Source organism: Pseudoclavibacter sp. RFBA6, assembly GCF_002931575.1.
Lineage (GTDB): Bacteria > Actinomycetota > Actinomycetes > Actinomycetales > Microbacteriaceae > Pseudoclavibacter > Pseudoclavibacter terrae.
The window spans coordinates 25473-48380 of sequence record NZ_PSUA01000003.1; the positions used below are offsets into that span (position 1 = coordinate 25473).

At 68.5% G+C, this 22908-nt stretch carries 25 protein-coding genes and 2 riboswitches; of the genes, 16 read left to right on the plus strand and 9 right to left on the minus strand.

All coding sequences use genetic code 11. The annotated features are described in order from the left end of the window. Positions 1-142: 142 nt before the first annotated feature. A complete protein-coding gene (locus tag C5C17_RS00655; protein WP_181028418.1) occupies positions 143-1612 on the plus strand; it encodes an HNH endonuclease signature motif containing protein in 1470 nt (489 codons plus the stop codon). A 294-nt stretch (positions 1613-1906) separates the two neighbouring features. Here the strand turns inward: C5C17_RS00655 and C5C17_RS00660 are convergent, their stop codons facing one another. Both C5C17_RS00660 and C5C17_RS00665 read right to left on the minus strand, forming a co-directional pair. Next, positions 1907-2860, minus strand: a complete 954-nt coding sequence (locus C5C17_RS00660; protein WP_104251455.1) for a manganese catalase family protein — start codon at positions 2858-2860, stop codon at positions 1907-1909. Positions 2861-3014: 154 nt separating this feature from the next. Then, positions 3015-4331: an APC family permease gene (locus C5C17_RS00665; RefSeq protein ID WP_104251456.1), complete on the minus strand. Its 1317-nt coding sequence runs from the start codon at positions 4329-4331 to the stop codon at positions 3015-3017. Positions 4332-4502: 171 nt separating this feature from the next. Beyond that, positions 4503-4569, plus strand: a riboswitch (guanidine-III (ykkC-III) riboswitch). 10 nt (positions 4570-4579) lie between these two features. Here C5C17_RS00665 and C5C17_RS00670 point away from each other — a divergent pair. The 4 genes from C5C17_RS00670 (at position 4580) to C5C17_RS00685 (ending at position 7684) form a co-directional block, all read left to right on the plus strand. Beyond that, entirely contained in the window at positions 4580-4894 is a 315-nt protein-coding gene (locus tag C5C17_RS00670) for a multidrug efflux SMR transporter (protein WP_104251750.1), read from the plus strand. Positions 4895-4896: 2 nt separating this feature from the next. Further along, a complete protein-coding gene (locus tag C5C17_RS00675; RefSeq protein WP_104251457.1) occupies positions 4897-5259 on the plus strand; it encodes a multidrug efflux SMR transporter in 363 nt (120 codons plus the stop codon). A 194-nt stretch (positions 5260-5453) separates the two neighbouring features. Continuing rightward, complete coding sequence (locus C5C17_RS00680; RefSeq protein ID WP_308471299.1) at positions 5454-6338, plus strand: lytic murein transglycosylase; 885 nt, start codon at positions 5454-5456, stop codon at positions 6336-6338. A 56-nt stretch (positions 6339-6394) separates the two neighbouring features. Next, positions 6395-7684, plus strand: coding sequence for a DUF3500 domain-containing protein (locus C5C17_RS00685; protein WP_258065765.1), 1290 nt, complete (start codon positions 6395-6397; stop codon positions 7682-7684). Positions 7685-7687: 3 nt separating this feature from the next. On the opposite strand, the gene C5C17_RS00690 is transcribed toward C5C17_RS00685, so the two are convergent. The 3 genes from C5C17_RS00690 to C5C17_RS00700 form a co-directional block, all read right to left on the minus strand. After that, a complete protein-coding gene (locus C5C17_RS00690) occupies positions 7688-7984 on the minus strand; it encodes an ATP-dependent DNA ligase (RefSeq protein ID WP_104251458.1) in 297 nt (98 codons plus the stop codon). 100 nt (positions 7985-8084) lie between these two features. Then, positions 8085-8663 carry a hypothetical protein gene (locus C5C17_RS00695; RefSeq protein WP_104251459.1) on the minus strand — a complete coding sequence of 193 codons (579 nt, stop codon included), beginning with the start codon at positions 8661-8663 and terminating at the stop codon, positions 8085-8087. A gap of 139 nt (positions 8664-8802) precedes the next feature. Next, entirely contained in the window at positions 8803-10071 is a 1269-nt protein-coding gene (locus C5C17_RS00700; protein WP_104251460.1) for an ammonium transporter, read from the minus strand. A gap of 232 nt (positions 10072-10303) precedes the next feature. Between C5C17_RS00700 and C5C17_RS00705 the strand changes: the two genes are divergently transcribed. The 11 genes from C5C17_RS00705 (at position 10304) to C5C17_RS00755 (ending at position 18091) form a co-directional block, all read left to right on the plus strand. Further along, a complete protein-coding gene (locus C5C17_RS00705; RefSeq protein WP_104251461.1) occupies positions 10304-11173 on the plus strand; it encodes a DUF1684 domain-containing protein in 870 nt (289 codons plus the stop codon). Next, positions 11170-12270: a GNAT family N-acetyltransferase gene (locus tag C5C17_RS00710; RefSeq protein WP_104251462.1), complete on the plus strand. Its 1101-nt coding sequence runs from the start codon at positions 11170-11172 to the stop codon at positions 12268-12270. Before C5C17_RS00705 ends, C5C17_RS00710 begins: the two co-directional genes overlap by 4 nt. Before the next feature lie 116 nt (positions 12271-12386). Beyond that, complete coding sequence (locus tag C5C17_RS00715) at positions 12387-13223, plus strand: alpha/beta fold hydrolase (protein WP_104251463.1); 837 nt, start codon at positions 12387-12389, stop codon at positions 13221-13223. A 332-nt stretch (positions 13224-13555) separates the two neighbouring features. Further along, positions 13556-13759: a hypothetical protein gene (locus C5C17_RS00720; RefSeq protein WP_104251464.1), complete on the plus strand. Its 204-nt coding sequence runs from the start codon at positions 13556-13558 to the stop codon at positions 13757-13759. Between the two features lie 30 nt (positions 13760-13789). Continuing rightward, entirely contained in the window at positions 13790-14338 is a 549-nt protein-coding gene (gene pyrE, locus C5C17_RS00725; protein WP_104251465.1) for an orotate phosphoribosyltransferase, read from the plus strand. A 10-nt stretch (positions 14339-14348) separates the two neighbouring features. Further along, positions 14349-14891 carry a septum formation family protein gene (locus tag C5C17_RS00730; RefSeq protein ID WP_104251466.1) on the plus strand — a complete coding sequence of 181 codons (543 nt, stop codon included), beginning with the start codon at positions 14349-14351 and terminating at the stop codon, positions 14889-14891. Between the two features lie 39 nt (positions 14892-14930). Next, on the plus strand, positions 14931-15356 hold the full coding sequence (locus C5C17_RS00735) for an SRPBCC family protein (RefSeq protein ID WP_104251467.1): 426 nt from the start codon (positions 14931-14933) through the stop codon (positions 15354-15356). A 98-nt stretch (positions 15357-15454) separates the two neighbouring features. Then, the gene (locus tag C5C17_RS00740) at positions 15455-15643 is read left to right on the plus strand and encodes a hypothetical protein (RefSeq protein WP_146079037.1); all 189 of its coding nucleotides are present in this window, start codon (positions 15455-15457) and stop codon (positions 15641-15643) included. A 26-nt stretch (positions 15644-15669) separates the two neighbouring features. Further along, positions 15670-15867, plus strand: a complete 198-nt coding sequence (locus C5C17_RS00745) for a hypothetical protein (RefSeq protein WP_104251469.1) — start codon at positions 15670-15672, stop codon at positions 15865-15867. A 75-nt stretch (positions 15868-15942) separates the two neighbouring features. Continuing rightward, positions 15943-16069, plus strand: a riboswitch (FMN riboswitch). 101 nt (positions 16070-16170) lie between these two features. Continuing rightward, positions 16171-16980 carry an ABC transporter permease gene (locus C5C17_RS00750; protein ID WP_104251470.1) on the plus strand — a complete coding sequence of 270 codons (810 nt, stop codon included), beginning with the start codon at positions 16171-16173 and terminating at the stop codon, positions 16978-16980. Positions 16981-17023: 43 nt separating this feature from the next. Then, the gene (locus tag C5C17_RS00755; protein WP_104251471.1) at positions 17024-18091 is read left to right on the plus strand and encodes an ABC transporter substrate-binding protein; all 1068 of its coding nucleotides are present in this window, start codon (positions 17024-17026) and stop codon (positions 18089-18091) included. 124 nt (positions 18092-18215) lie between these two features. Here the strand turns inward: C5C17_RS00755 and C5C17_RS00760 are convergent, their stop codons facing one another. The 4 genes from C5C17_RS00760 to C5C17_RS00775 all read right to left on the minus strand — a co-directional run bounded on the left by C5C17_RS00760 (position 18216) and on the right by C5C17_RS00775 (position 22824). Further along, complete coding sequence (locus tag C5C17_RS00760; RefSeq protein WP_104251472.1) at positions 18216-19613, minus strand: aldehyde dehydrogenase family protein; 1398 nt, start codon at positions 19611-19613, stop codon at positions 18216-18218. Beyond that, positions 19610-20521, minus strand: coding sequence for a carbohydrate ABC transporter permease (locus C5C17_RS00765; RefSeq protein WP_104251473.1), 912 nt, complete (start codon positions 20519-20521; stop codon positions 19610-19612). The genes C5C17_RS00760 and C5C17_RS00765 overlap by 4 nt, the downstream gene beginning before the upstream one ends. A gap of 1 nt (position 20522) precedes the next feature. Beyond that, positions 20523-21395, minus strand: coding sequence for a carbohydrate ABC transporter permease (locus tag C5C17_RS00770; RefSeq protein ID WP_218854876.1), 873 nt, complete (start codon positions 21393-21395; stop codon positions 20523-20525). A 103-nt stretch (positions 21396-21498) separates the two neighbouring features. Next, entirely contained in the window at positions 21499-22824 is a 1326-nt protein-coding gene (locus tag C5C17_RS00775) for a sugar ABC transporter substrate-binding protein (RefSeq protein WP_181028419.1), read from the minus strand. Between the last annotated feature and the right edge of the window lie 84 nt (positions 22825-22908).

Consider the following 22908-nt stretch of genomic DNA (forward strand, 5'->3'; position numbering starts at 1 on the left):
TGTTGTATCGCGCGAGCATCAGCGGATGCGGGGAGCTGGGTGGCAGGTCCGTGCGAAGTTCCCGCGCGCTTGTTCGCATGGATTCCTCGGGGGTCTCTCGGACCGGACCAAGAATGTCGGTGGTCGGGTGGAAGCTGACCGCATGATCGATGAAGCGCTCGCGACGAGAATCCCGGCGGGGTGGAGGCCACCCGATTCGCTGGTGGAGCGCGTGCGAATGCTCGAGCGCTTCCTGGTGGTCCGGTCGATCGCCGATGCCGACGCTGATCTCGCCCGTGCTCAGGCTGAGCAGGCGCGCGTCTACGCACTCGCGGCTCGGACGGCCCTCGCAGAGGACGAACGCGAGGGCACACTCGAGCAGGAGTGGGCGCTTCGCTCGTGGAAGGCAGAGATCGCCGCGGTCACGAGGACTTCGAGGCAGGCGGTGTCTGGCATCATGGGCCGCTCGGCGGTCCTCACTGAGGACTTCCCGCTCGTTCATGCCGCGCTCGCGGCGGGGGAGGTGTCGATGGCGCATGCCCGCATCGTGTGCGAGGCGGGAACGATCGTCGTGCACGAGGACCCCGCGGAACAGGCCGCGCGTCGCGAACTGTTCGTGCAGCTTGCGCTCGAGAAGGCGCGTTCGACGTCACCGGGCAGGTTGAGGGACTTCGCGATCAAGCAGGCGGAACGGCTGACGGCGTCGTCGCTCGAGGAACGCTACGAGCAGTCGATGCAGTCCCGGGCCGTGCTCGTCTCGAGTGAGGCGGATGGCATGGGCGCACTCGGTGCGCGGCATTCCCTGCCGGTGCTCACGGCGATCGACGGGCGGTTGTCCGAGATCGCGAAGGCCATCATCGCGGCGCGGGGCTCTGATTCCGACGACCCGCGCACCTTCCATCAGGTGCGGGCTGACGTGTTCGCCGAGCTGCTGCTCACGGGCAGGCTGACGACCTGTCCGGAAGCGGCGGGCATCAGCGCGAAGGTGTCCATCACCATGCCGGTGCTCGCGATGCTCCACGCTCAGCACGGCGACGGCGATGGCGACGGCGCCAGCGACGGCCGCGCGCTCGATACGTCGCCCGCGCTCCTCGACGGCGTCACGCCCATCCCGATGAGCGTCGCGAAGGCGCTCGCCGCCAACGCGCCGGCCTTCGAGCGCATCCTGACCCACCCGATCACTGGAACGGTCGTCGAGGTCGACCGCTACCGGCCGACGGAGGCGATGCGCGCGTGGCTGCGGGCGCGGGATGTGCACTGCAGGTTCCCGGGATGCCGGCTCCCTGCAGAGCGCTGCGACCTCGACCACACGATCCCGGCGTCTGAGGGCGGGCCGACGAGCCTCGTGAACCTCGCTGATCTCTGTCGCTGGAACCACACGGTCAAAGGCAACACCGGTTGGGAGGTCTGCCAGCTGCCCGGCGGGGTCATGGAATGGATGTCGCCCACTGGCATCCTGCTGAAGGATGTTCCCGAGCCGAGGGGTGTCACCTTCGGGCCCTCCCCGCCCGGCGAACCGGGCCTCGAGATCGGAGGAGCTGCCTACCGGGTGCAGCCGCCGGGGCCAGGGCTTGGATCGGGGGCCGGCGACGAGCCGGGAGACATGCCGGGCCTCGACCCTCCGCCCTTCTGATCGGCTCCGATTCGTTCCCCGACTCCCGTGAACGCCCGCAGCTCCCCGCCGCCGTTCCTTGTCGCCGCCGCGCGGTGCGGCGACAAGGAGCTGCGGAGCGGAGAAGCTGCAGGGCCGAGGAGCTGCAGAGCGGAGAAGCCACAGAGCTGCGGAGCTGCAGTGGAGGGGCTGCGCTGAGGAGTGGGCTGGTCAGCCCCAGCCCCTGTCCGGGCTGAGGAGGGGGCTGGTCTGCCCCAGCTTCTGCAGCTGGTCTGCTTTGCCCGGCCTCTGCCCTGCCCGGCCTCTGCCCTGGACTTACGTCGTCGTCGGCCCGTAGAACCCGTTGATCTCGGAGAGCTCGAGCTCGGCGGTCGCCTGGATGAGGGCGAGCAGGTCGGTGTCGAGGCCGGGCGCGAACTCCTCCAGGCGTTCGTGGGCGATGAACGACGGAGCTCCGGCGGGGGCCTGCTCTGAAGCGTCCAGCGTCGTGCCGTCCTTCGAGGGTGAGTCGCCCTGGAAGATCTTCCCAGCTTCCGACTTGCCGTCGAGGTCGAACGAGTACTGCTTGCTCTGTAGGCCCAGGTCGAGGAGCTCCTTCACCTCGGGGAACGACTCGGCGTTCGTCTTCGGGATGGGCAGCAGCGACTTCCAGTTCACGCCGAGCGTCTCGAGGGCTTTCGCGTACGCGTTCTCGTGTGCCTGGTCGCGCACGATGAGGTAGGCGATCGTTCCGCGCGCCGTCGGGTTGTCGGTCATCTCGTAGATGCGGCACTTCTGGAGGCGCCCCGTCGACTCGAGCATGAGGTTGTAGAGCAGGTCGAGGGGCAGGTTGCCGGAGTTGTAGACGTAGCTGCCGCTCCACGGGTTGCCCGCCGCATCCACGGGCAGAGCGCCCTGCGCGCCGACCAGGTAGTGGTGGATGTTGCTCGTGTCGAGGGCGATCTTCAAGGGCGTCGCGCCGCCGGCACCCGGCTTGTCGAGCGGGTCGGTGAGCTTGCCCGTGTACTCGGGTGACCCGTCGAGGAGCCGCGAGATGGTCGTGCCGATCAGCTCGACGTGGCTGATCTCCTCGGTGCCGATGCCCTGGATGAGGTCGCGGTACGGCTTCGCCGTCGGGCCGCGGAAGTTCATCGCCTGGAAGAGGTACTGCATCATGGTGCGCATCTCACCGAACTGCCCGCCGAGCCCCTCCTGCAGGGCGTTCGCGGCTGCGGGGTCTGGCTCCCCGTCGGCGATGTCGTTGATCCAGGTCTGTGCGTGGAAGTACATGGGGGGAGTCTCCTCGTCATCGTTCCGGTTCGACGCGGATGCGCCGGTATCGAGAGACCATCAACCGCGACTGTGTTTTCAAGAGGGGTACCGCGAACCGGGGCTGAAGGTGTAGAACGCGCGAAACCGCCTATTCTGCGGGCGTCACCTCGCGCTAGGACTTCGAGCGGCGGGTGACGCGCAGCACGAAGTACGTGGCGACGCCGACGGCGACGATGATGCCGCCGCGCAGCCACACCTCGCCGCTCTGCTGGGTGAGGAGCACGATGCAGGAGACGATCGCGAGCACGGGCAGCACGGTCCAGGCTTTGAAGTGGGCGTGCTCGACCTTGTCTCGGCGCAGCACGAGCACGGCGAGGTTCGTGCTGAGGAACACGATGAGCAGCAGGATCACGACGGTCTCCGCGAGCACGGCGATGCCGCCCGTCGCGGTGAGGACGATCGCGAACACCGTCGTGGCGATGATCGCGACCCACGGGGTCCGGCGTCCGGGGAGGACACGTCCGAGGGCTCGAGGGAGGAGGCCCTGTTCCGCCATGCCGTAGGTGAGGCGGCTCGCCATGATCATGGTGAGCAGGGCGCCGTTGGCGACCGCGATGAGGGCGATCGCGCTGAACAGCCAGGCCGGCACTGGCGCGCCGGTCGCCTCGATGACGTTGAGCAGCGGACCGGTGGACTCGGCGAGCTCGTCGGAGGGGACGGCGATCGAGGCGGCGGTTCCCACGAGCATGTACATGACGCCGGCCGTGAGGAGCGAGAAGAACAGCGCCTTCGGGTAGACCTTTGAGGGCTCACGCACCTCCTCGATGAGGTTCGCGGAAGTCTCGAAGCCGACGTAGGAGTAGTAGGCGAGGAGGGCCGCGCCGAGCACGGCGGGGAACGGGTTGATGTCGTCGCCGAACGACACTGCCCGGCTGATGTCGCCGCCGCCGTTGCCGACGAGCACCCCGACGAGCACAACCACGAGGACGAGGCCCGTCAGCTCGATGCAGGTCATGACGATGTTCGAGCGGAGGGACTCCTTGATGCCGCGCAGGTTGACGAGCGCGATGAGCACGAGCAGCAGGGATGCGCCGACGACCGGCGGCAGGTCGATGAACGTGGCGAGGTAGTCGCCGCTGAACGCGAGAGCGAGGCTCGCCGCGCTGACGACCCCCGCCGCGAGCATGCAGAATCCCACCATGAACGACACGAACTCGGAACGGTACGCGCGCTGCGCGAACACCGCCGAACCGCCTGCCTTGGGGTACTTCGTGACGAGCTCGGCGTAGGACGCGGCCGTCAGCAGCGCCATGCCGAGCGCGACCAGCAGGGGCAGCCAGGTGACGCCGCCCACTTCGCCGGAGATGGTGCCGACGAGAGCGTAGATGCCAGCCCCGAGCACGTCGCCGAGGATGAACACGAACAGGAGGAGCCCAGTGACGTCGCGTTTGAGGGCCGGGGTCGACGACGGGGAAGGTGTGGGGGACATGCCCCGATTGTTGCCCGCATCCGCCGGGCAGTCCTCGCCCTTGTCAGGTGCGCCACCGTATGCAACCGCGCCGGGCGTGCAGCCGCCGCCAGAGCATCCGCCGCCCTGTGCATCCGCAGTGCACGCGACTCCGGCCTGGCCAATGGGTGGGCCTGTTGCTACCGTAGGACCTCGAAGCCCCGGAATCGGGCTTGCGGACGAGGGAGCAGTACCCGCACCACGACAAGACTGACTCAGAAGGAGCCGTCGTGGCTTGGTTCGTGTTGATTCTGTCTGGGATGCTGGAGGCGGTCTGGGCCTCAGCCCTATCCGCCTCGAAGGGCTTCAAGAAGCCCGTCCCCGTCGTCGTGTTCCTGGTGTCGCTCACCATCAGCATGGCCGGCCTCGCGTGGGCGATGACGCAGCTGCCGACCGGCACCGCGTACGCCGTCTGGGTCGGCATCGGGGCGACGCTCACCGTCGTCTGGGCGATGTTCACCAAGCAGGAGCGGGTCTCCGTCGCACGGGTCCTGCTGCTTGTGCTGCTCGTCGGCTCGGTCATCGGCCTCAAGGTGGTGAGCTGACCATGGCTTGGATCGCGCTCGTCGTCAGCGGCATCCTCGAGGCCGTCTGGGCCACAGCCCTCGGCCAGTCGGAGGGATTCACGCAGCCCATCCCCACGATCGTCTTCTTCGTCGGGGTCGTGCTCAGCATGCTCGGGCTCGGCTGGGCGGCGGCGCGCATCCCGATCGGCACCGCCTACGCCGTCTGGGTCGGCATCGGGGCGGCCCTCACCGTCATCTACGCGATGGCGACGGGTGACGAAGCGTTCTCCCCGTGGAAGGCCGTCTTCATCTCCGGCATCATCCTCGCCGTCATCGGGCTGAAGCTCGTGCCAGACAAGAAAAAAGAGGAATCCGTCGAGCCAGCGGGGCCTCCGACGCTCTGACCTGGGCCGCGCTCAACCGAGCCAGGCTGCGCAGCAAACTTCGGTGACAGCTCGCGCCTGACGGACGCTCAACGGACGCGAACGGCCCCTTGTCACCGAAGTTTGATGACTGCGCCGTCGACCGGAGTCGTGAACCGTGATCGTGGCGGCCCTCGGCGCGCATGCAGTGGAGTGTCTGGTGTCGCACGTACGCTGTGGTCTTCGGACTCAGGCGTTCCCACCCGCGGAACCCACCCGCCGACCCAGGAAGGGCCCGCATCATCGTCTCGTCTGCAAGCTCCCCCGCTCGCACCCGTCTCCTCGCGACCCTCGGCGCCGGTGTCGCGTCGGCCTCGTTGCTGACGGGATGCGCCGGGTCGTTCTTCTCGCCCGCGTACGGCGAGGACGAGGTGGGCAGCGGGGTGCAGGAGCCGCAGGTGCAGACCGAGCCCTACCTCGACCCTGCCGCTGAGGGCTACCCGGTGGCGCCGCCGCAGCAGCTGCCCGAGTCGGCCGGGTTCGGCATCTGGGATGTGCCGGTCGCGGAGCTCGCTTCGCCCGCCTGGGTGCAGGCGACGTCCGAGGCGACCGGCATCCCTGTGCGCGCCCTCTCGGCGTACGCGGGGGCCGCGATCCGCGTCTCGGAGACGCGCCCGGAGTGCGGCATCGGCTGGAACACGCTCGCCGGCATCGGCGCGGTCGAGTCCAAGCACGGCACCTACGGCGGGTCGCAGGTGCTGGACTCCGGCAAGGTCGAGCCGCCCATCATCGGGGTGCCGTTGGACGGCAGCGAGGGGTTCCTCGCGATCCCTGACACCGACGGCGGCGCCCTCGACGATGACACGGACTGGGATCGGGCGGTCGGCCCCATGCAGTTCATCCCGGAGACGTGGGCGAAGCACGGTCAGGACGCGAACTTCGACGGGGTTGCCGACCCGCATCACATCGACGACGCCGTGCAGACGGCCGCCGCCTACCTGTGCGAGCGGGGCGGTGCGCTCACGACCGACGACGGGTGGAACGCCGCCATCTCCGCCTACAACCTCCCCGCCGAGTACGCGCGAGAGGTCGCAGGGTACGCCGAGCTGTACGCATCGTAGGAACTTCATAGGAATCGCGTAGGAAAGCGATAGTGCCGGTTCGTAGCGTCATGCCCATGGACAACGGGAAGGCCATGGACAACATGAGGCTCACAGACACGAACACGAACACGAAGCACGGCTCGGGCCGCAAGCGGACTGCCTGGATCGCCTCGGTGCTGCTCGCCGGCAGCCTGGCGCTGTCGGGGTGCGCCGCCATCGACACCGCGGCCACAGCCGCTTCCTCGACGACGAGCTCGACGACGAGCTCGACGGCGGAGAGCGCCACCGCCGCGAGCTCCGCGACTGCCGGAACGACCGCCAAGACGATCGCCGACACGACCGCAGCCGCCGAGGCGTTCATGGCGACCCTCTCGGCCGAGCAGCTCGAGCAGCTCACGTACGCCTACGACGATGAGACGAAGTCGACGTCGTGGTCGAACTTCCCCGTCACGTTCGTCGAGCGTGCCGGCCTCAACCTCACAGACCTCACCGAAGTGCAGCAGACGGCGGCCCTCAAGGTGCTCGAGTCGCTCCTCAGCGGTGAGAGCTACGCGACAGTCACGGGCATCATGAACGGCGACCAGTACCTCCTCGACAACAGCAGCAGCACGGAGCAGTCGCTCGGCCAGTACTACATCGCCTTCTTCGGCGACGCCTCGGACTCGAGCGCGTGGGAGGTGCAGTTCGGAGGGCACCACCTCGGTATCAACGCGACCCTCGACGGTGCCGCGGATGCCATCACCTTCGCTCCGACGCACCTCGGCGTGCAGCCCGCGGTCTACACCGATCAGAATGGCACCGAGGTGCAGCCCTTCTCCGCCATCTACGAGAGCGCGTTCGCGTTCTACGACAGCCTGACGGCCGAGCAGCAGGCCGCGCTGTACCAGGGCGAGGAGGTCGCGAGCATGGTGTGCGCGCCGGGCTCGACCTGCGACTATCCGACCGGCACCGGGCTGGCGGGCTCTGAGCTGACGGATGAGCAGAAGCAGCTGCTCCTCGACGTCATCGCGAACTGGGTCGGCCTCGCCGACGAGGAGACCACGGCGGATGCGCTCGCGGACATCGAGGCGACCCTCGATGACACGTACATCAACTGGTCCGGTGCGACGGTGTACGACATGACGCAGGGCGACGGCATCTCCTTCCAGATCTCCGGGCCGAAGGCGTACGTCGAATTCGCGAGCCAGCAGGGCTCGGCGGACGCGGACGTGAGCGGCGTCGTGACGAGCGGGTGGGGCCACGTGCACACCATCTACCGCGACCCGACCAACGACTACGCGAACAGCGTCGCCCAGGCCGCGTCCACCGGCATGGGCGGGGGTGGGGCAACGGGTGGCGGCGGTACGCCTCCGAACGGGGAGTGACGCCTACAGCTCCTCGGGGCTGGGCGCGACGACCCCGCCGGGGCTGTTCGCCATGCGCAGGAGACGCTCGACGACGCGCCGGTCGAGGTCGCTGGGACGCTTGCCCCGGTAGTTGAACAGGACGGGGACGTTCGCGCTCATCCACACCGTGTCGCGGCCGCCGCCGGTGAGGGCGTCGTTGCGCCAGGTCAGGAGGAAGGGTTCTCCTCGTCTGAGCTTCGCGGCGACGACGGCCTCGATGTGCGCGAGTACCCGGTCGTCGAACTCGGCTGGCGTGTTGTCATAGATGAAGGTGCCCATAGTGTGTCTGGCGCGGCATGCGATGAGCATTGGCGCGCCAGACGACGCTATTGAACCTGGCAGTTAGAGCTGAATCTCTTGACAAGTCATGGAGTTTGCCCTAGCCGGTCTCCGCTTCGGCGCGGGGGATCGCCATGGTCGCGACGAACGCGCCGTCTGAGTGCATGACCGGAGGGGCTGTCTCGTCGAAGATCGCGGCCTCGCCCTCGGCGAGCTCGGTGCCGCCGAGGCTCAGGCGGCCGCTGATGAGGTAGATGGCGCGAACGTCGGGGTCGAACTCGATGGGGTCGCTCACGAAGACCCGGCCGAGGATGATGGGCTGCATCTCCGACTTGCGGGTCACCCGCAGCAGCCTGGTGCTCTTCGCGCGCCCGATTGAGCTGCGCAGGAGGAGGAGTGGCGATGTCGACTCGACGACGATCTGGTGGTCGGCCCGCACCTTCTCCTGCCGGGTGCCGTCCACGAGCCGCAGCTGCGGGCCGCTGATGCCGAGCCAGTGGTCGACGGTTCCCTCTGGCCGGTGCAGGGATTTCACGTTGCGCTTCACGTCGACGAGGGACAGGCTCCACCGCGGGTCGACCTCGTCGTCTGGGTCGCGCCAGATCTCGTGCACGCTTCCGGAGCGAAGGTCGGTGCCGAGCCGTTCCCGTGGCAGCGACTGCGGCGTGACGATCTTCATCGAACGGCATCCAATCTACGAAGCTCAGGTGCTTGGGAACCCGTTGTCAGGGGGAGAGGCCAGAAGGTGGCGGCCAGTCTGCAGACTGTGCCGCCACCTTCATGGTCAGTGAGCGGATGCTCGTCGTGCGGGGCGGATGCTAGACGCGGGCATCCTCGAGCACGTAGCCGGCCTCACCGTGCGAGACGGTGTCGAGGCCAGCGATCTCGTCCTCGTCCTTGACGCGGAAGCCGATCGTCTTGTGGATGATGAATCCGATGACGAGGGCTCCGACGAAGGAGTAGGCCATGACCGCGAAGGCTGCGATGGCCTGCACGAGGAGCTGCGTGCCGTCGCCACCGAGGAACAGGCCGGTGCCGTTGGCGAAGAAGCCCAGGTAGAGGGTTCCGATGAGGCCGCCGACGAGGTGGATGCCGACGACGTCGAGCGAGTCGTCGAGGCCCAGCTTGAACTTGAGGTCGATCGCGATGGCGCAGACCGCACCGGCGATGGCGCCGAGGAGGATCGCCCACACCGGGTCGAGCGAGGCGCATGCCGGGGTGATGGCGACGAGGCCTGCGACGGCACCGGATGCGGCACCGACCGAGGTGGGCTTGCCGTCGCGGATCTTCTCGACGACGAGCCAGGCGAGGAGCGCCGCGGCGGGGGCTGCGATGGTGTTGACGACGGCGAGGGCGGCGACGCCGTCGGCGGCGAGCTCGGAGCCGGCGTTGAAGCCGAACCAGCCGAACCAGAGGAGGCCTGCGCCCAGGAGCACGAAGGGCGGGTTGTGGGGGACGTGCGCTCCCTTGCCGAAGCCGACGCGACGCCCGAGGACGAGGGCGAGAGCGAGGGCCGCCGCACCGGCGCAGATGTGCACTGCGGTGCCACCGGCGAAGTCGATGACGCCGACGCCGAAGGTCTCCTGCAGGCCGTAGGTGATCCAGCCGCCGTAGGCGAAGCTTCCGTCGTCGGCGAGGCCGAAGTTGAAGACCCAGCTGGCGACGGGGAAGTAGACGACGGTCGCCCAGATCCCGGCGAAGATCATCCACGAGCCGAACTTCGCGCGGTCGGCGATGGCGCCGGACACGAGGGCGACGGTGATGATCGCGAAGGTCGCCTGGAAGGCGGCGAATGCGAGCGGCGGGTAGGCGGCGTCTTCCGGAACCTCGAGGAGGCTGGAGAGCCCCATCGCGGACGGGTCGATCGCGAAGAGCGGGCTCAGGCCGTCAGCCGCCGGGAAGGCGATCGAGTAGCCGTAGAGCACCCACAGCACGCCGATCAGGCCGATCGCGCCGAAGCTCATCATCATCATGCTGATCACGCTCTTCGCCTTCACGAGGCCGCCGTAGAAGAAGGCGAGTCCAGGTGTCATCAGCAGCACGAGCGCCGCCGCGAAGAGGATGAATGCGGTATTTCCTTGATCCATCGGTGTAGACCTCTCTGCAAGGGACGCCGTGGGCGTCGGGGTGCACTCAGCTTGCGCTCAGGCTGTTTCGCCTGTGCGACCGTGGTGTTACGCGAACGAATGAAGTTCGTGTCCGGCGTGTTTCCGCGGTGTCGCACGAACTGCGGTCTCGCCTTGCGCAATGTGACGCCCTGAGTAGTCCGGCGTAGTCGCCGTCTTACGGTTGCGGGCGGGGTCTGCCTACCATCCCCGCATGAGCACCTCGGCCTCCCTCGTCCAAGACGCATCCGTCGATCGCGCCCAGTTCAACCGAGACTGGGAGGCGTGGCACGTCGAGCACGAGAAGCGGCGCACCGACGGGCACGGCTTCCTCGCGGTGACGAGCCTCACGTTCCTCTCGGAGGAGCCGCAGGCCATCGTGGGCATCCCAGGTGCCTGGTCGCTCGAGGACGGTCAGGCGGTTGTCGACCTCGCGGACGGCGAGACTCTGGAGGCCGACGGGCTGCTCCTGCAGGGGCCGCGTCTTCACCGCTTCCCGTGCATCGCCGAGCGCGACGGGGTCAGCGCCCGAGCCGGGAAGGTGCTCATCGAGATCGCCAAGCGCGGCGGCTTCACGATCGTGCGCCCCCGCGACCCCGACTACGGCTATCTGGCCTCCTACTCGGGCACCCCCACCTACCTGCCCAACCTGCGCTGGCGCGCCGAGGGCATCTTCGAGGCGTTCGACGAGCCCCGCGACGTCACGGTCGGCGCGGCCGTCGAGGGGCTCGAGCACGTGTACTCCTCTCCGGGCAAGGTCACCTTCGAGCTTCGCGGGGAGCGGTTCTCGCTCACGGCCTTCAACGGCCACGAGGCGGGCTCACTGCTCGTGCTGTTCACGGATGCGACGAGCGGGACCACGACGTACGCCGCGAACCGCGCCCTCTCGGTCTCGGCTCCGGATGCGGACGGCCGCGTCACGGTCGACTTCAACCGCGCCGTGAACCTGCCGTGCGCGTACACGGTCTTCGCGACGTGCCCGCTGCCTCCCGCCGAGAACCGGCTGCCGGTGGGCATCGAGGCTGGCGAGAAGACGCCGCTGTCCAAGGCCGGCGACGACGCGGGGAGTGAGCCCGACGCATGACGCAGACCGCACCCGTCGCGGCCCAGGATGCACGCGCCACGTCACCCGCCCCGCTGCGGGTTCGCGAAGCGCAGCCAGCGGACTGGCCAGAGGTCGTCAGGGTCAGCGAGGCCGCCTTCGCGGCCGGGCCGTACGGCCACCTGCCCGTCAGCGAGGAGCGACAGCGCTTCGTTCGCGACGTCGAAGGCCGGGCCGCGGCGGGCAGCGTGCTCGTGGCAGAGCGTCTGACTGAGCGTCGAGCAGAGCAGGCCAGCGAGATCCTCGGCACGCTCAGCATCGCGCGGGCGGGCACCGGCCCATCGCGGCTCGCGGTCGCCGACGAGGCCGAGGTTCGGCTCCTCGCCGTCTCACCCACCGCCCAGCGGCTCGGCGTCGCGAGGCGCCTCATGCTCGCGGCGAGCGAGACCGCCCTCGGCTGGGGTGCATCCGCGCTTGTGCTCGACACGGGAGACCGCAACTTCGCGGCGCAGGCGCTCTACGAGGGCCTCGGGTACCGGCGCACCAACGAGCCCAGCCAGCCCGGCGAGCCCGGTGTCGCGAGCGAGGGACACATCCCTCACGTCGACTACCGGCTGCAGCTGCAACCCGCCCCTGGCGTCGTCGCGCGGCTCGTGCGACCCAGCGAGGTCGACGCCGTCGCCGAGCTGTCGTTGCGCGCCTACGAGCTCGAGTACACCATCTCCGGCAACTACCGCGACGACATCATCTCCGTCGGCGAGCGGGCGGCGGCCCACCAGGTGTGGGTGGCGGTGGATGCGCAGAGCGGTGAGCTGCTCGGATCCGTCGCTACGCCGAAGCCGGGCGAACACCTCACCTCGCTGCCGCAGAGTGATGACGAGCTCGACTTCCGGCTGCTCGCGGTCGACCCGGGTGCCCGCGGGCGCGGTGTCGGGGCCGCGCTCACGACGCTCGTGATCGAGCTCGCACGGCTGCGCGGACTCCGTCGCGTCGTCATGAACAGCGGACCGCAGATGGTGCGCGCTCACCGGCTGTACGAGCGCCTCGGGTTCTCGATCCTCGAGTCGCGCGTGCGCACCGTCGATCCGGGTGACGGCCGCGCGCCGTTCCAGCTGCTCGCGTTCTCGATCGACGTGTGACGTAGCGAGCCGCCCCGCGCGAGTCTGGACGTTGCCCAGGAGCCACCGATCCGATGCGGAGGTCGGTTCCGAATGATGGTGGAAGCGTCGCAGGGTGCGGCGCGGGAAGGCAACCAATGACTGAGATACTCGCTCACCACGGCCTGCTCACCGACACGAAGCTCCACGTCGACGACACCGGCGGAACGGGCCGCCCTGTTGTCCTCATCCACGGCTGGCCCCTCTCGGGAGAGGCCTGGAACCACCAGGTGCCGGCATTCGAAGCGGCAGGCCACCGCGTCGTGACCTACGACCGTCGCGGCTTCGGCCGCAGCGACAAGCCGCTGACCGGATACAGCTACGACGACTTCGCGGACGACCTTCAGGCCGTCCTCGAGGCCCTCGACCTGCGCGACGTGACGCTCGTCGGGTTCTCCATGGGAGGCGGCGAGGTGGCACGCTACCTCGCCAGGTTCGGTGACGAGCGCGTGCACAGCGTCGTCTTCGCATCCGCAGTGCCGCCGTACCTGCTGAAGACGCCCGCCAATCCCGACGGCCCCCTCGAAGCGGGGGAAGCCGCGAAGATGACGGCGGCGCTCACCGCGAACCAGGAGTCGTTCTACGACGACTTCATCACCACGTTCTACTCGGTCGACGGCACGCTCGTCGTGTCGGAAGCCGAACGGCAGGCCGCCATCGACCTCACGAAGCAGGCGTTCAAGCCAGCCGCACTGCAGGCCATGGCTGCGTTCGCGAACACCGACTTCCGCGACGACCTGCAGGCGGTGAAGGTGCCGACGTTGGTCATCCACGGAGACAGCGACGCGACCGTGCCGTTCGAGGGCTCCGGGGCCCGCACCAACGAAGTCATCGCTGGCTCTGAGCTGTACGTCGTGGCGGATGCGCCCCACGGCGTCAACGTCAGTCACGCCGAGGAGTGGAATCGGGTCGTGCTGGAGTTCCTCAGCCGCTGACCCGCCCCCGTGCCGACCCCGAGACCCGCTCGCCACCTTCTGGCGGGCGGGTCTCGCGTGTCCCCTGACGGCCAGCGAGCAGGGATGACCGGACTTGTGCGGGAGCTCACAGCTGGCCAGCGTGCGCCCAGCGCGGAGGCGCCCAGATCCCCGCCGTTCCAAGCGACGCAGAGTTCGCTGAGAATCGCGGAGCTCACGATCGGGTCCCCATGCCACCGGCCCCAAGTTGACAGGATGACGACCGCCTTGATGATCTTGGGGCAGATCGACCCGCAGAACCGAAGCATCCCGAGACGACAAAGGCCAGGCAGGCGCCGGCCGGAGGAGGCGTGATGAAGACGAACAGCGTGATGGAGACCAAGGAGCTCGACTCGACGACGTCGAGCGGCGCCGACGAGACCCGGCCCGCCGCCGCGCACGATGGCGGCTCGGCCCCGAGCCGCGACGCCCACGGCCTGCCGACGGGGGCCGCCCTGCGGGAGTGGCGCCGCGCGCATCCGAGGGCCACGATCGCGGACGCCATCGCCGCGCACTGACGGGCGCGGCGGGCGATTAGGCTTGGCCCCGTGACGACAGACCGCGACGCCCTCATCGAACTCATCCGCGACGAAGCCGTGTTCCACGGTGACTTCACCCTCACGAGCGGGAAGAAGGCGACGTACTACATCGACCTCCGCAAGCTGAGCCTCGACCACCGCGCGTCTCCGCTCATGGGCCGCGTGCTGCTCGACCTCATCGAGGAGTTCGGGCCCGTGGACGCTGTGGGTGGCCTCACGATGGGCGCCGACCCGCTCGCGAGCGCCGTCATGCACCAGGGGCTCGCGCAGGGCAAGGTCGTCGACGCGTTCGTCGTGCGCAAGGAGCCGAAGGACCACGGCCGCGGCCGCCAGGTCGAGGGCCCCGACCTCCAGGGCAAGCGGGTCGTCGTGCTCGAGGACACCTCCACGACCGGCGGCTCGCCGCTGAAAGCCATCGAGGCGCTCGAGAAGGTCGGCGCGAACGTCGTCGGCGTCGCCGTCATCGTCGACCGCGCCACGGAAGCGCAGGGCATCATCGAGGCCGCGGGCTACCCGTACCGCGCCGCCATCGGCCTCGAGGACCTGGGCCTCGCCTAGGCGCTCACGCGTGACCAACATCCGCGGAGCTGCTGGGCGCCGCAACCGGGGCGTGCTGGCGGCGCTGCTCGGCGTGCTCGTCCTCGGCGGGGTCGCGCTCGGCGTCTGGCTCCAGCCGTTCGGCGACGGGACCGTGCCGCCGGAAGAGACCGCCGGCCCGCCCACGACGACGGTTCCGCTCGCCGGCGTCGATGCCTCCTTGTTGGAGCCGGGCCAGTGCATCCAGGACTTCGTGTCGGCGTGGGAGCCTCGCTTCGAGGTCGTCGACTGCGCCCTCGAGCACTCCGGTCAGCTGCTCGCCGAAGTCGAGGCGACGCCGCTCTCCGAGAGCGACGAGTACCCGGGTGAGGACGCGCTGCGCGATCGCGCCCAGATCACCTGCCAGTCCAAGGAAGTCCTCGACACGACCGCCGCGGCAGCCGTCCCCGGACTCATCATCGAGGCCAGCTACCCGCTGAGCCAGGACGACTGGGACGCTGGACAGCGCACCTACCGCTGCTTCGCGGCCACGCCCGGGGCCTCCACCACCGGTTCTCTCGCCGCGAGCCAGTAGTCCGGCGGCAGCCCAGGGCGCGACGACTACCCTGATCGCATGACCTTCGTGAGTGAATCCATCGACATCGACGTGCCCGTCGACGTGCTCTTCAGCCTGTACGCGGAGCCGGAGTCGCTCCCCAGCGTGCTCAGCATCGTGAAGCACGTCGAAGTGCTCGGCCCCGACCTCATCCGCTGGGATGTTGAGCTCGTCGGCCAGCGCCGGTCCATCGACGCGAAGGTCGTCGTCAACGAGCCGGGCGAGCGCCTGCGCTGGGAGTCGGTCGAGGGGCGCGCGTCGTTCGCCGCCGAGGTGCGCACCGAGGCGATCACCCCAGCGAGCACCCGCGTGACCGTGGACGCCGAGTTCGACGCCGGTGGCATCGCCGAACGCCTCGGCCTCGCGAAGCCCATCGCCGCGGCCGCCATCGCCAGCGAGCTCCGCAACGCGAAGAAGAGCGCAGAGGCGCAGGCCGCGCAGTAGCGCGTGCGGGAAGCTGGGCGGGAGCGGATAGCCCGGTGAGCCTCCGCTGAAGACCCTTGAAGGGCCGCGCGTCATCTGCCCACGATGGACGCATGTCCATGGCAGAACCATTCATCCCCCGCCCCCACGAACAGCGCGAGGTGCCCGCTGCCTTCGAGCCCGGCCCAGGTGCGCCAGGTGCCGCCGGAGCCGAGTCTCCAGCGCAGCAGCCCGACGTCTCGCCGCCGCCCGACCCTGAGGAGCAGGCCATCGAGGACGCGGGCCTCGACGACGACATCAACCGCTGAACGACCACAGCCGAGACGGAGGAATCATGAGCGACACCGGCGAGTTCTCGAACCCGAGCACGATGCCTGACCGAAACGACCCCAAGCCAGCAGAGCCGGACGCGGTCGACTCGGACACGGTCATCGACGACAAGCCGGACTCCGCTGAGGGCGTCGACGCGCCGGACAGCCCCGTCGACTACGCCATCAAGGTGGCGCGGGGCGACCACTCCACTGAAGCCTGACCCTGCTGTTCGCTCGTCGCGGAGCGTCATGATGTCGCACTTCTCGGAGACCTGTCGTACTCTGACAGCAGAGTCCACGTGCTCCGGGGTCGGTGTAATTCCGAGCCGGCGGTTATAGTCCGCGACCTGCTCCCGCAAGGGAGTGGCTGATCTGGTGAAATTCCGGAACCGACGGTGAAAGTCCGGAAGGGAGGCGCACGTGACGGCACGCCTCGGCGTACCGTCAGCTCGTGGAATCCGCTGACCCGTTCGGCGAACCCACGCGCCTCGTCATCCCCGGAGCTTTCCACGAAAGCCGGGTAGATGAACACGACGTCAGCACGCATCTCCGCACCGATCTCGGTGGCGGTCGCGGTGCTCGCTGTGTGGTGGGCCGTCACGGCCGCCGGTCTCATCTCGCCGCAGTTCCTCCCCGCGCCGGGCCAGCTCGCCGAGCGCTTCTGGCTCGACGTGACGCAGGGGCCCATGCTCTCCCACGCCTGGGTGACGCTGTCCGCGGCCCTGCTGGGCAGCCTCCTCGCGATCCTCGTCGCTGTCCCGCTCGGCTACCTCATCGCTCGCCTGCCCTGGGTCGACGTCGCGATCACCCCCTACGTCGCCGCGTCGCAGGCCGTGCCGGCCATCGCGCTGGCCCCGCTCCTCGTGCTGTGGATCGGCTACGGCCTCGCGCCCACGGTCGTGCTGTGCGCCATCATGTCGTTCTTCCCCATGATCGTCACCACGGTGCTCGGGGTGCGGCAGCTGCCGCAGGATGTCATCGAGGCCGGACGCATCGACGGCGCCAACTGGTACCAGCTGCTGTGGTGGGTCGAGGGCCCGCTCGCGCTGCCCAGCGTGCTCGCCGGCATCCGCGCCGGTGTGACGCTCTCGATCACGGGCGCCGTCGTCGGCGAGTTCACGATGGGCGGCCGGGGCCTCGGGATGCTCCTCACGCTCAACCGCGACGCCAACGACATCCCTGGCATCTTCTCCACGCTCCTCATGCTCGTGGTCCTCGCCGTCGCCCTGTACATCCTCATGCGCCTGTTCCAGAACGCCGTCACCTGGAACGACGACGAGCCCAAGGCGAAGCGCCGCGCCCGCGTGCTCGCCGACGAACCCCTCCCAGCCTGACCCCGGCCCGCCTGACCCCGCCCATCTCGACCAGGAGACGCTCATGAACCTTCACCTCACCACCCCGGGCCGCGCTGCTCGCGGCCCTCGGGTACTGCGCTCCCTGGTCGCTGCCGGCGCTGTGGCGGCCGTGGCCGTGCTCGCCGGATGCTCGCCATCGGCCGATGGCAACGCCGCGAACGCGACGGCCGAGCCCGCGGGGGCCGCCACCATCGGGCTCACCTACACCCCGAACATCCAGTTCGTGCCGTTCTACGTGGCCGAGGCGAAGGGCTTCTTCGAGGATGAGGGCGTCGATGTCGAGCTGCGCCATCACGGTGAAGGCGAGGACCTCTTCGGGGCTCTCGCGAACGGCACCGAGGACTTCGTGTACGCGGGCGGCGACGAGATCACGCAGGCACGGGCCGCCGACATCCCGGTCACCTCTGTCGCGACGCTCTACAACACGTACCCGGCGACGCTCATCGTGCCGGAGGACTCCGACATCAAGACGGCCGCGGATGCGCGCGGGAAGACGATCGGCACGCCCGGCCCCTACGGGCAGACGTACTTCGCGCTGCTGTCACTGCTGCAGAGCAACGGGCTGACAGCGGACGATGTGAAGATCGAGCACATCGGCTACACGCAGCAGGCGGCGCTCACGACCGGCGCCGTCGACGGGGTCATGGGCTACGTCAACAACGACGCGGTGCAGTTCGAGAAGGCAGGCTTCCCGGTGCGCACGATCGAGATCGCGCCCGCCGACGCGCCCACCCTCGTCGGCCCGTCGCTCGGAGTCGCCGACTCGATCATCGAGGGCGACGACGCGATGATCACGCCCGTGCTCGAGGCGCTGGCCCTGGCGACGCAGTACGTGATCGACAACCCGGACGAGTCCATCGACATCGCCGCCGAGTACATCCCAACCCTCTACACGGACGAGGCGAAGAGCGACGCGCTCGCGACGCTCGAGGCCACCATCCCGTTCCTGTCCGCGCAGGACGGGCAGCCGCTCTTCACGAACGACGCCGAGGTGTGGGCGACGATGGCGACGTTCATGAGCGAACAGGACCTGCTCGAGAAGCCCCTCGAGGGCGACGCCTTCACGAACGCGTACGTGCCGCAGGGCTAGGAGAGGCGCTGCTCCCGGTCCTGGTGCCGTTCGGCGACGCGGGCCCGATGCTGACGTTTGAAGTCGAGCCGCCGCTCGGGCAGCACCACCCCATGATTTCAGGCGTTGGCGATCTGCGTCGTGCTCACGCGTCCGCCCGCTCCCACACGCCGTCGATCCGGCGGGGCACGCGCGATCTCGGGTGCTCCCTGAGCTCGTCCGGCAGGAACCGATCCGGCGTGCTCTGCCAGCTGACGGGTCGCATCCATCGGTCGATGGCGGACGCCCCGACGGAGGTGCTGGACCCGTTCGTCGATGCCGGGTAGGGGCCTCCGTGTGTCGTCGCCCAGGCCACGCGGACACCGGTCGGCATGCCGTTGACGATGACCCGGCCGCTCGTGGACGCCGCCGCGTCGAGCAGCTCGTCGATCGCGTCGAGGTCCCGGCCAGTGGCGCGCACGGTTGTCGTGAGCTGACCTCCGAGCGCCAGCAGCGTTCCTGTCACCTCGTCGAGGGACGCGTAGGTGACAAGCAGCGTCGCGGGGCCGAAGACCTCCTCCTCCAGCGTGCCGGTGAGCTCGCCCAGCGAGGTGATCCCGAGTGTCGCCGTCTGGCCCTGCGCCGTCGACCGGCCGCCGACGAGGGCCTGCACCCCAGCTCGCCGCCAGTCGTCGAGACGGTGCTCGTATCGATCCGTGATGCCGGGCGAGAGGAGCGCTTGCGGCACAACCTCGGCGATGCGCTCGGAGACGGCATCGATGAGCGCCGTCGCCGATTCTGGGACGAAGATCAGGCCAGGTTTCGTGCAGAGCTGCCCCGCGCTCGCGGTCGTGGCGGAGGCCAGCTCCTCCGAGAGGCCAGCGACGTCGGTCTCGGCGGCCTCTGGCGCGACGACCGTCGGATTGGTGCTGCTCATCTCGGCGAACACCGGGATCGGAGTCTCCCGCGCCGCAGCGAAGTCGAAGAGCGCACGACCACCCGCCACCGAACCCGTGAAGCCGACGCCCGCCACGGACGGGTCCTCGACGAGCGCGCGGCCCGCATCTCGTTCGGTCACGATCCGGAGCGCGCCGACGGGGAAGCCGTTCGACTCGAGCGCGTCGCGAATCACGAGGTGCGTTGCCCTGCTCGTCCCCGGGAGGTCGGGGTGCGTCTTCACGACCACCGGGCAACCCGCGGCGAGGGCGGAGACCGTGTCCCCGCCGAAGACGCCGAAGGCGAATGGGAAGTTGCCCGCCGCGAAGACCGCGATCGGTCCGATCGGCACACGCATCCGCCGGAGCTCGGGCGCACCCGGCGCTTCGTGGTCGATCGCCGCGTCGAGGTGGCTTCCCTCCTCGATGAGGTCTGCGAACAGCTCGGCCTGCGAGGCCGTGCGTTCGATCTCCCCGCCGAGCCGGGCCGCGCTGAGGTTCGTCTCGGCGGCCGCGATCGCGATCAGCTGCTGGGCATCATCCCGAAGGGCGGCCGCCGCGGCGCGGAGCCCGCGGGCGCGAACGCCGCGTTCAGTGCTCCGGAGGAGAGTCCAGGCGTCGCTGCTCACCCCTTGACCGCCCCGGCGCTGAGGCCTTGCACCAAGTACTTCTGCACGTAGGCGAAGACCGCGACGACGGGCACGACAGCGACGACACCGCCGGCTGCGAGCGCGCCGAAGTCCGTCCCGAACTCACCGAGCAGGTAGCTCAGCCCGACCGGGATCGTGAACTGGTCCTGGGAGGTGATGAACATGATCGCGAAGAGGAAGTTGTTCCACGCGCTGATGAACGCGAACGAGCCGACCGCGACGATGCCCGGCTTGAGCAGCGGCAGGACGACGGTGATGAAGGCCCGGAACCGCGAGCAACCGTCGACCCACGCCTGTTCCTCCAGGTCGATCGGCACGTTGCGTATGAAGCCCGCCATCAAGACCAGAGAGAGGGGCAGCTGGAAGACCGTGTCGGAGATGATGAGCGCCCAGAGCGAGTTCGTCAGGCCGAGCCCGTTGAAGACCTGGAACAGCGGGATCAGCAGCATCGCACCCGGGATGAACTGCGTGCAGAGCATGATCAGCACGAACGCCGACTTGCCCTTGAACGCGAATCGGGCGAGCGCGTAGCCGCCGAGGAGGCCGATGACGGTCGAGATGATGAGGCTCACCCCGGCCACGTACAGGCTGTTGAGGAAGAAGACGCCGAAGCCGTTCCCGTTCCACACCTTGATGAAGTGGTCGAACGTGATCGGCCACGGCACCAGCGAGGTGGAACCCGCGGGGCGGAAGGCGAACAGCAGCATCCAGTAGAACGGGACGAGCGTGAAGATGAGCGCGATCGTCAGCGGAACGGCGAGCAGGAGCCGATCGAGCAGCGACTTCGGCCGCGGCTTGTTGAGCGGGGCCTCCTTCTTGCTCGTGGGCGTCTCGGGTTCGGTGGGCGCCGGAAGGCCCTGCGGCTGTGCGAGTGTGGTGAGGGACATGTCAGTTCTCCCGTCCGAAGCGGTTGGCTCGGAGATAGATCACGGTGAACACGATGAGGATGATGAAGGCGATGACGGTCAGCGCCGAGCCGTAGCCGAACTCGCGGTCGAAGATCGCGGTCTGGGCGACGTAGAGCGGCAGCGTGGTCGTCGAGCCTGCAGGCCCACCGCCCGTCAGCGTGAAGAGGAGGTCGACGTTGTTGAACTCCCACACCGCCCTGAGCAGGGTCGCGATGACCACGGCCTGGCGCACGTGCGGCCAGGTGATCGACACGAACTTGCGGATGCGGCCGGCCCCATCCATCTCGGCGGATTCGTAGAGGTCCTGGGGAACCGACTGCAGGTCAGCGAGGATGAGGATCGCGAAGAAGGGCGCGCCCTTCCAGAGCTCGGCCAGGACCGCCGCCCAGAACGCCGTCCCCTCACCGGACAGCAGTGAGGTGCCGTACTGGACGAGGCCCATGTCGGCCAGGTAACGGCCGAGACCCGTCGTCGGGTTGTAGATGAGCAGCCAGATCGTGGTGGTGAGGATGCCGGCGACAGCCCAGGGCGTGAAGACCAGCGACCGGACGATGCCCCGCCCCTTGAACGCCTGGTTGATGAGGAGAGCCAGGATCATCCCGAAGATGAACTGCAGGCCGACCTCGACGATGACCCATTGGAACGTGAAGCCGAGGCTGCGCCAGAACTTCTCATCGGCCGCGATGTCGGCGAAGTTGCCGAGCCCCACGAAGCCGTTGTAGATCGGGAACGTCGGGTTGTACTGCTGCAGGCTGTAGTAGAAGACGCTGCCGACGGGGTAGACGAGGAAGATCAGGACCAGCGCGGCGGCCGGGGCGATCAGTGCATATGGGTACCACTTCGTGCGGTTCATCCTCGGCCTCGGCGGCTTCGTCTGGGGGACCGTTTTCGTCATCATTTCCTTTCCGCCGTGGCGGGAGAGAGAGCTCCCGCCACGGCGCGGCTTGATCGGAGGATCAAGATGTGAGTTCTTGGTACCGTTCGTTGGCCTCGGTGAGGGAGTCCGCCCACTTGGTGCAGAACTCCGTGACGGTCATCTGGCCCTGCAGGACGCGCTGCCAGTCGGGAAGCATGTCGGTGCCGGTGATGGACGTCCACTCGGGCAGGTAGTAGGGCACGTTCATGGACACCGCGTCGGGGTTCTGGCTCGACTCGATGGCGGCGGAGATGGCCGGGTTGTCCTGCACCCACTGGTCCTCGAACACCGCGGTGTTGCCCGGGATGTAGCCGGAGGCTTCGGCCCAGAAGCTGTTGCCCTCCTGGCCCATGGTGAACTCGAGGAACTTCGAGGCCGCCTCCTTCTTCTCGCTCTGCTCGAACATCGCGAACCCGGTGGTGAGGCGGCCGATCACCTCGACGCCGTTGTCGGCCTCGTATGGGGTGTTGACGGCGATCTGCTCCGGCTCGAGGGTCTGCAGCATGGTCGGGTACGAGCCGATCGAGTGGCTGAGCATCCCGGCGCCGCCACCCGTGAACTGCGCGATCATCACCTTGAAGTCGGCCGTCAGATCGCTCTCGGCGGTTGTCGTCTTGTAGAGGTCGACGTACTTCTGCGCCGCCTCGATGACGGCCGGGTCGTCGAGGGTGGCCTTGCCGCTCTCGTCGAAGATCTCGGCGATGCCGGCTCGCGTGTAGACCATCTGCATGAACTGCGGGAAGAAGCCGTTGCCGCCGCGGATCGTGTACCCGAACTGTCCGGAGGACTGGTCGGTGAGTGCCGCCGCGGCCGCGTCGAACTCCTCCCAGTTCTCAGGCACGCCGAGTCCGGCATCCGAGAGCCAGTCTGCTCGGTAGTAGATGGTGTCGGCAATTGCCGTGGCCGGGGTCATGTACAGGGCCCCGTCCGGGACGGCCTTGCGTGTGCTGTCCACCAGCCCCGCGTCGAGCTGCTCCTCCCAGCCGCCGGCCTCGATGAGGTCGTCGATGGGGGCGAGCGCGCCCTGCGCCACCAGGCCGGAGAGGTCGGAGGCTTTCGGGGTCACGAGGTCCGGGGTCGAGTTGGTGGCGATCGCGGTGCCGATCTTCTGCATGTAGGAGTCGGTCGGGAGGCCGAGGTACTCGATCTTGATGTCCGGGTTCTCGGCCTCGAACATCGAGATGAGCTCTTGGAGGCTCTCCGTGCGCTCTGGCCTGGTGTCCGTGTCCCACAGCTGGAGTGTGACGACGCCGTCCTCCGCGACGTCGCCTCCGCCAGCGCAGGCTGTCAGCGCGAGCGTCGCGGTGAGTGCACCGGCAAGTGCTGCGGTGGTGAGCTTCCGTCTCCGGATGTGAGAACGCGTCATTGCGATTCCTTTCGTGGCCTCGTTGCCTCTGCGCCGTCGAGCGACGATGCGGTCGATCATATACTAGACACCATACATGCTCGA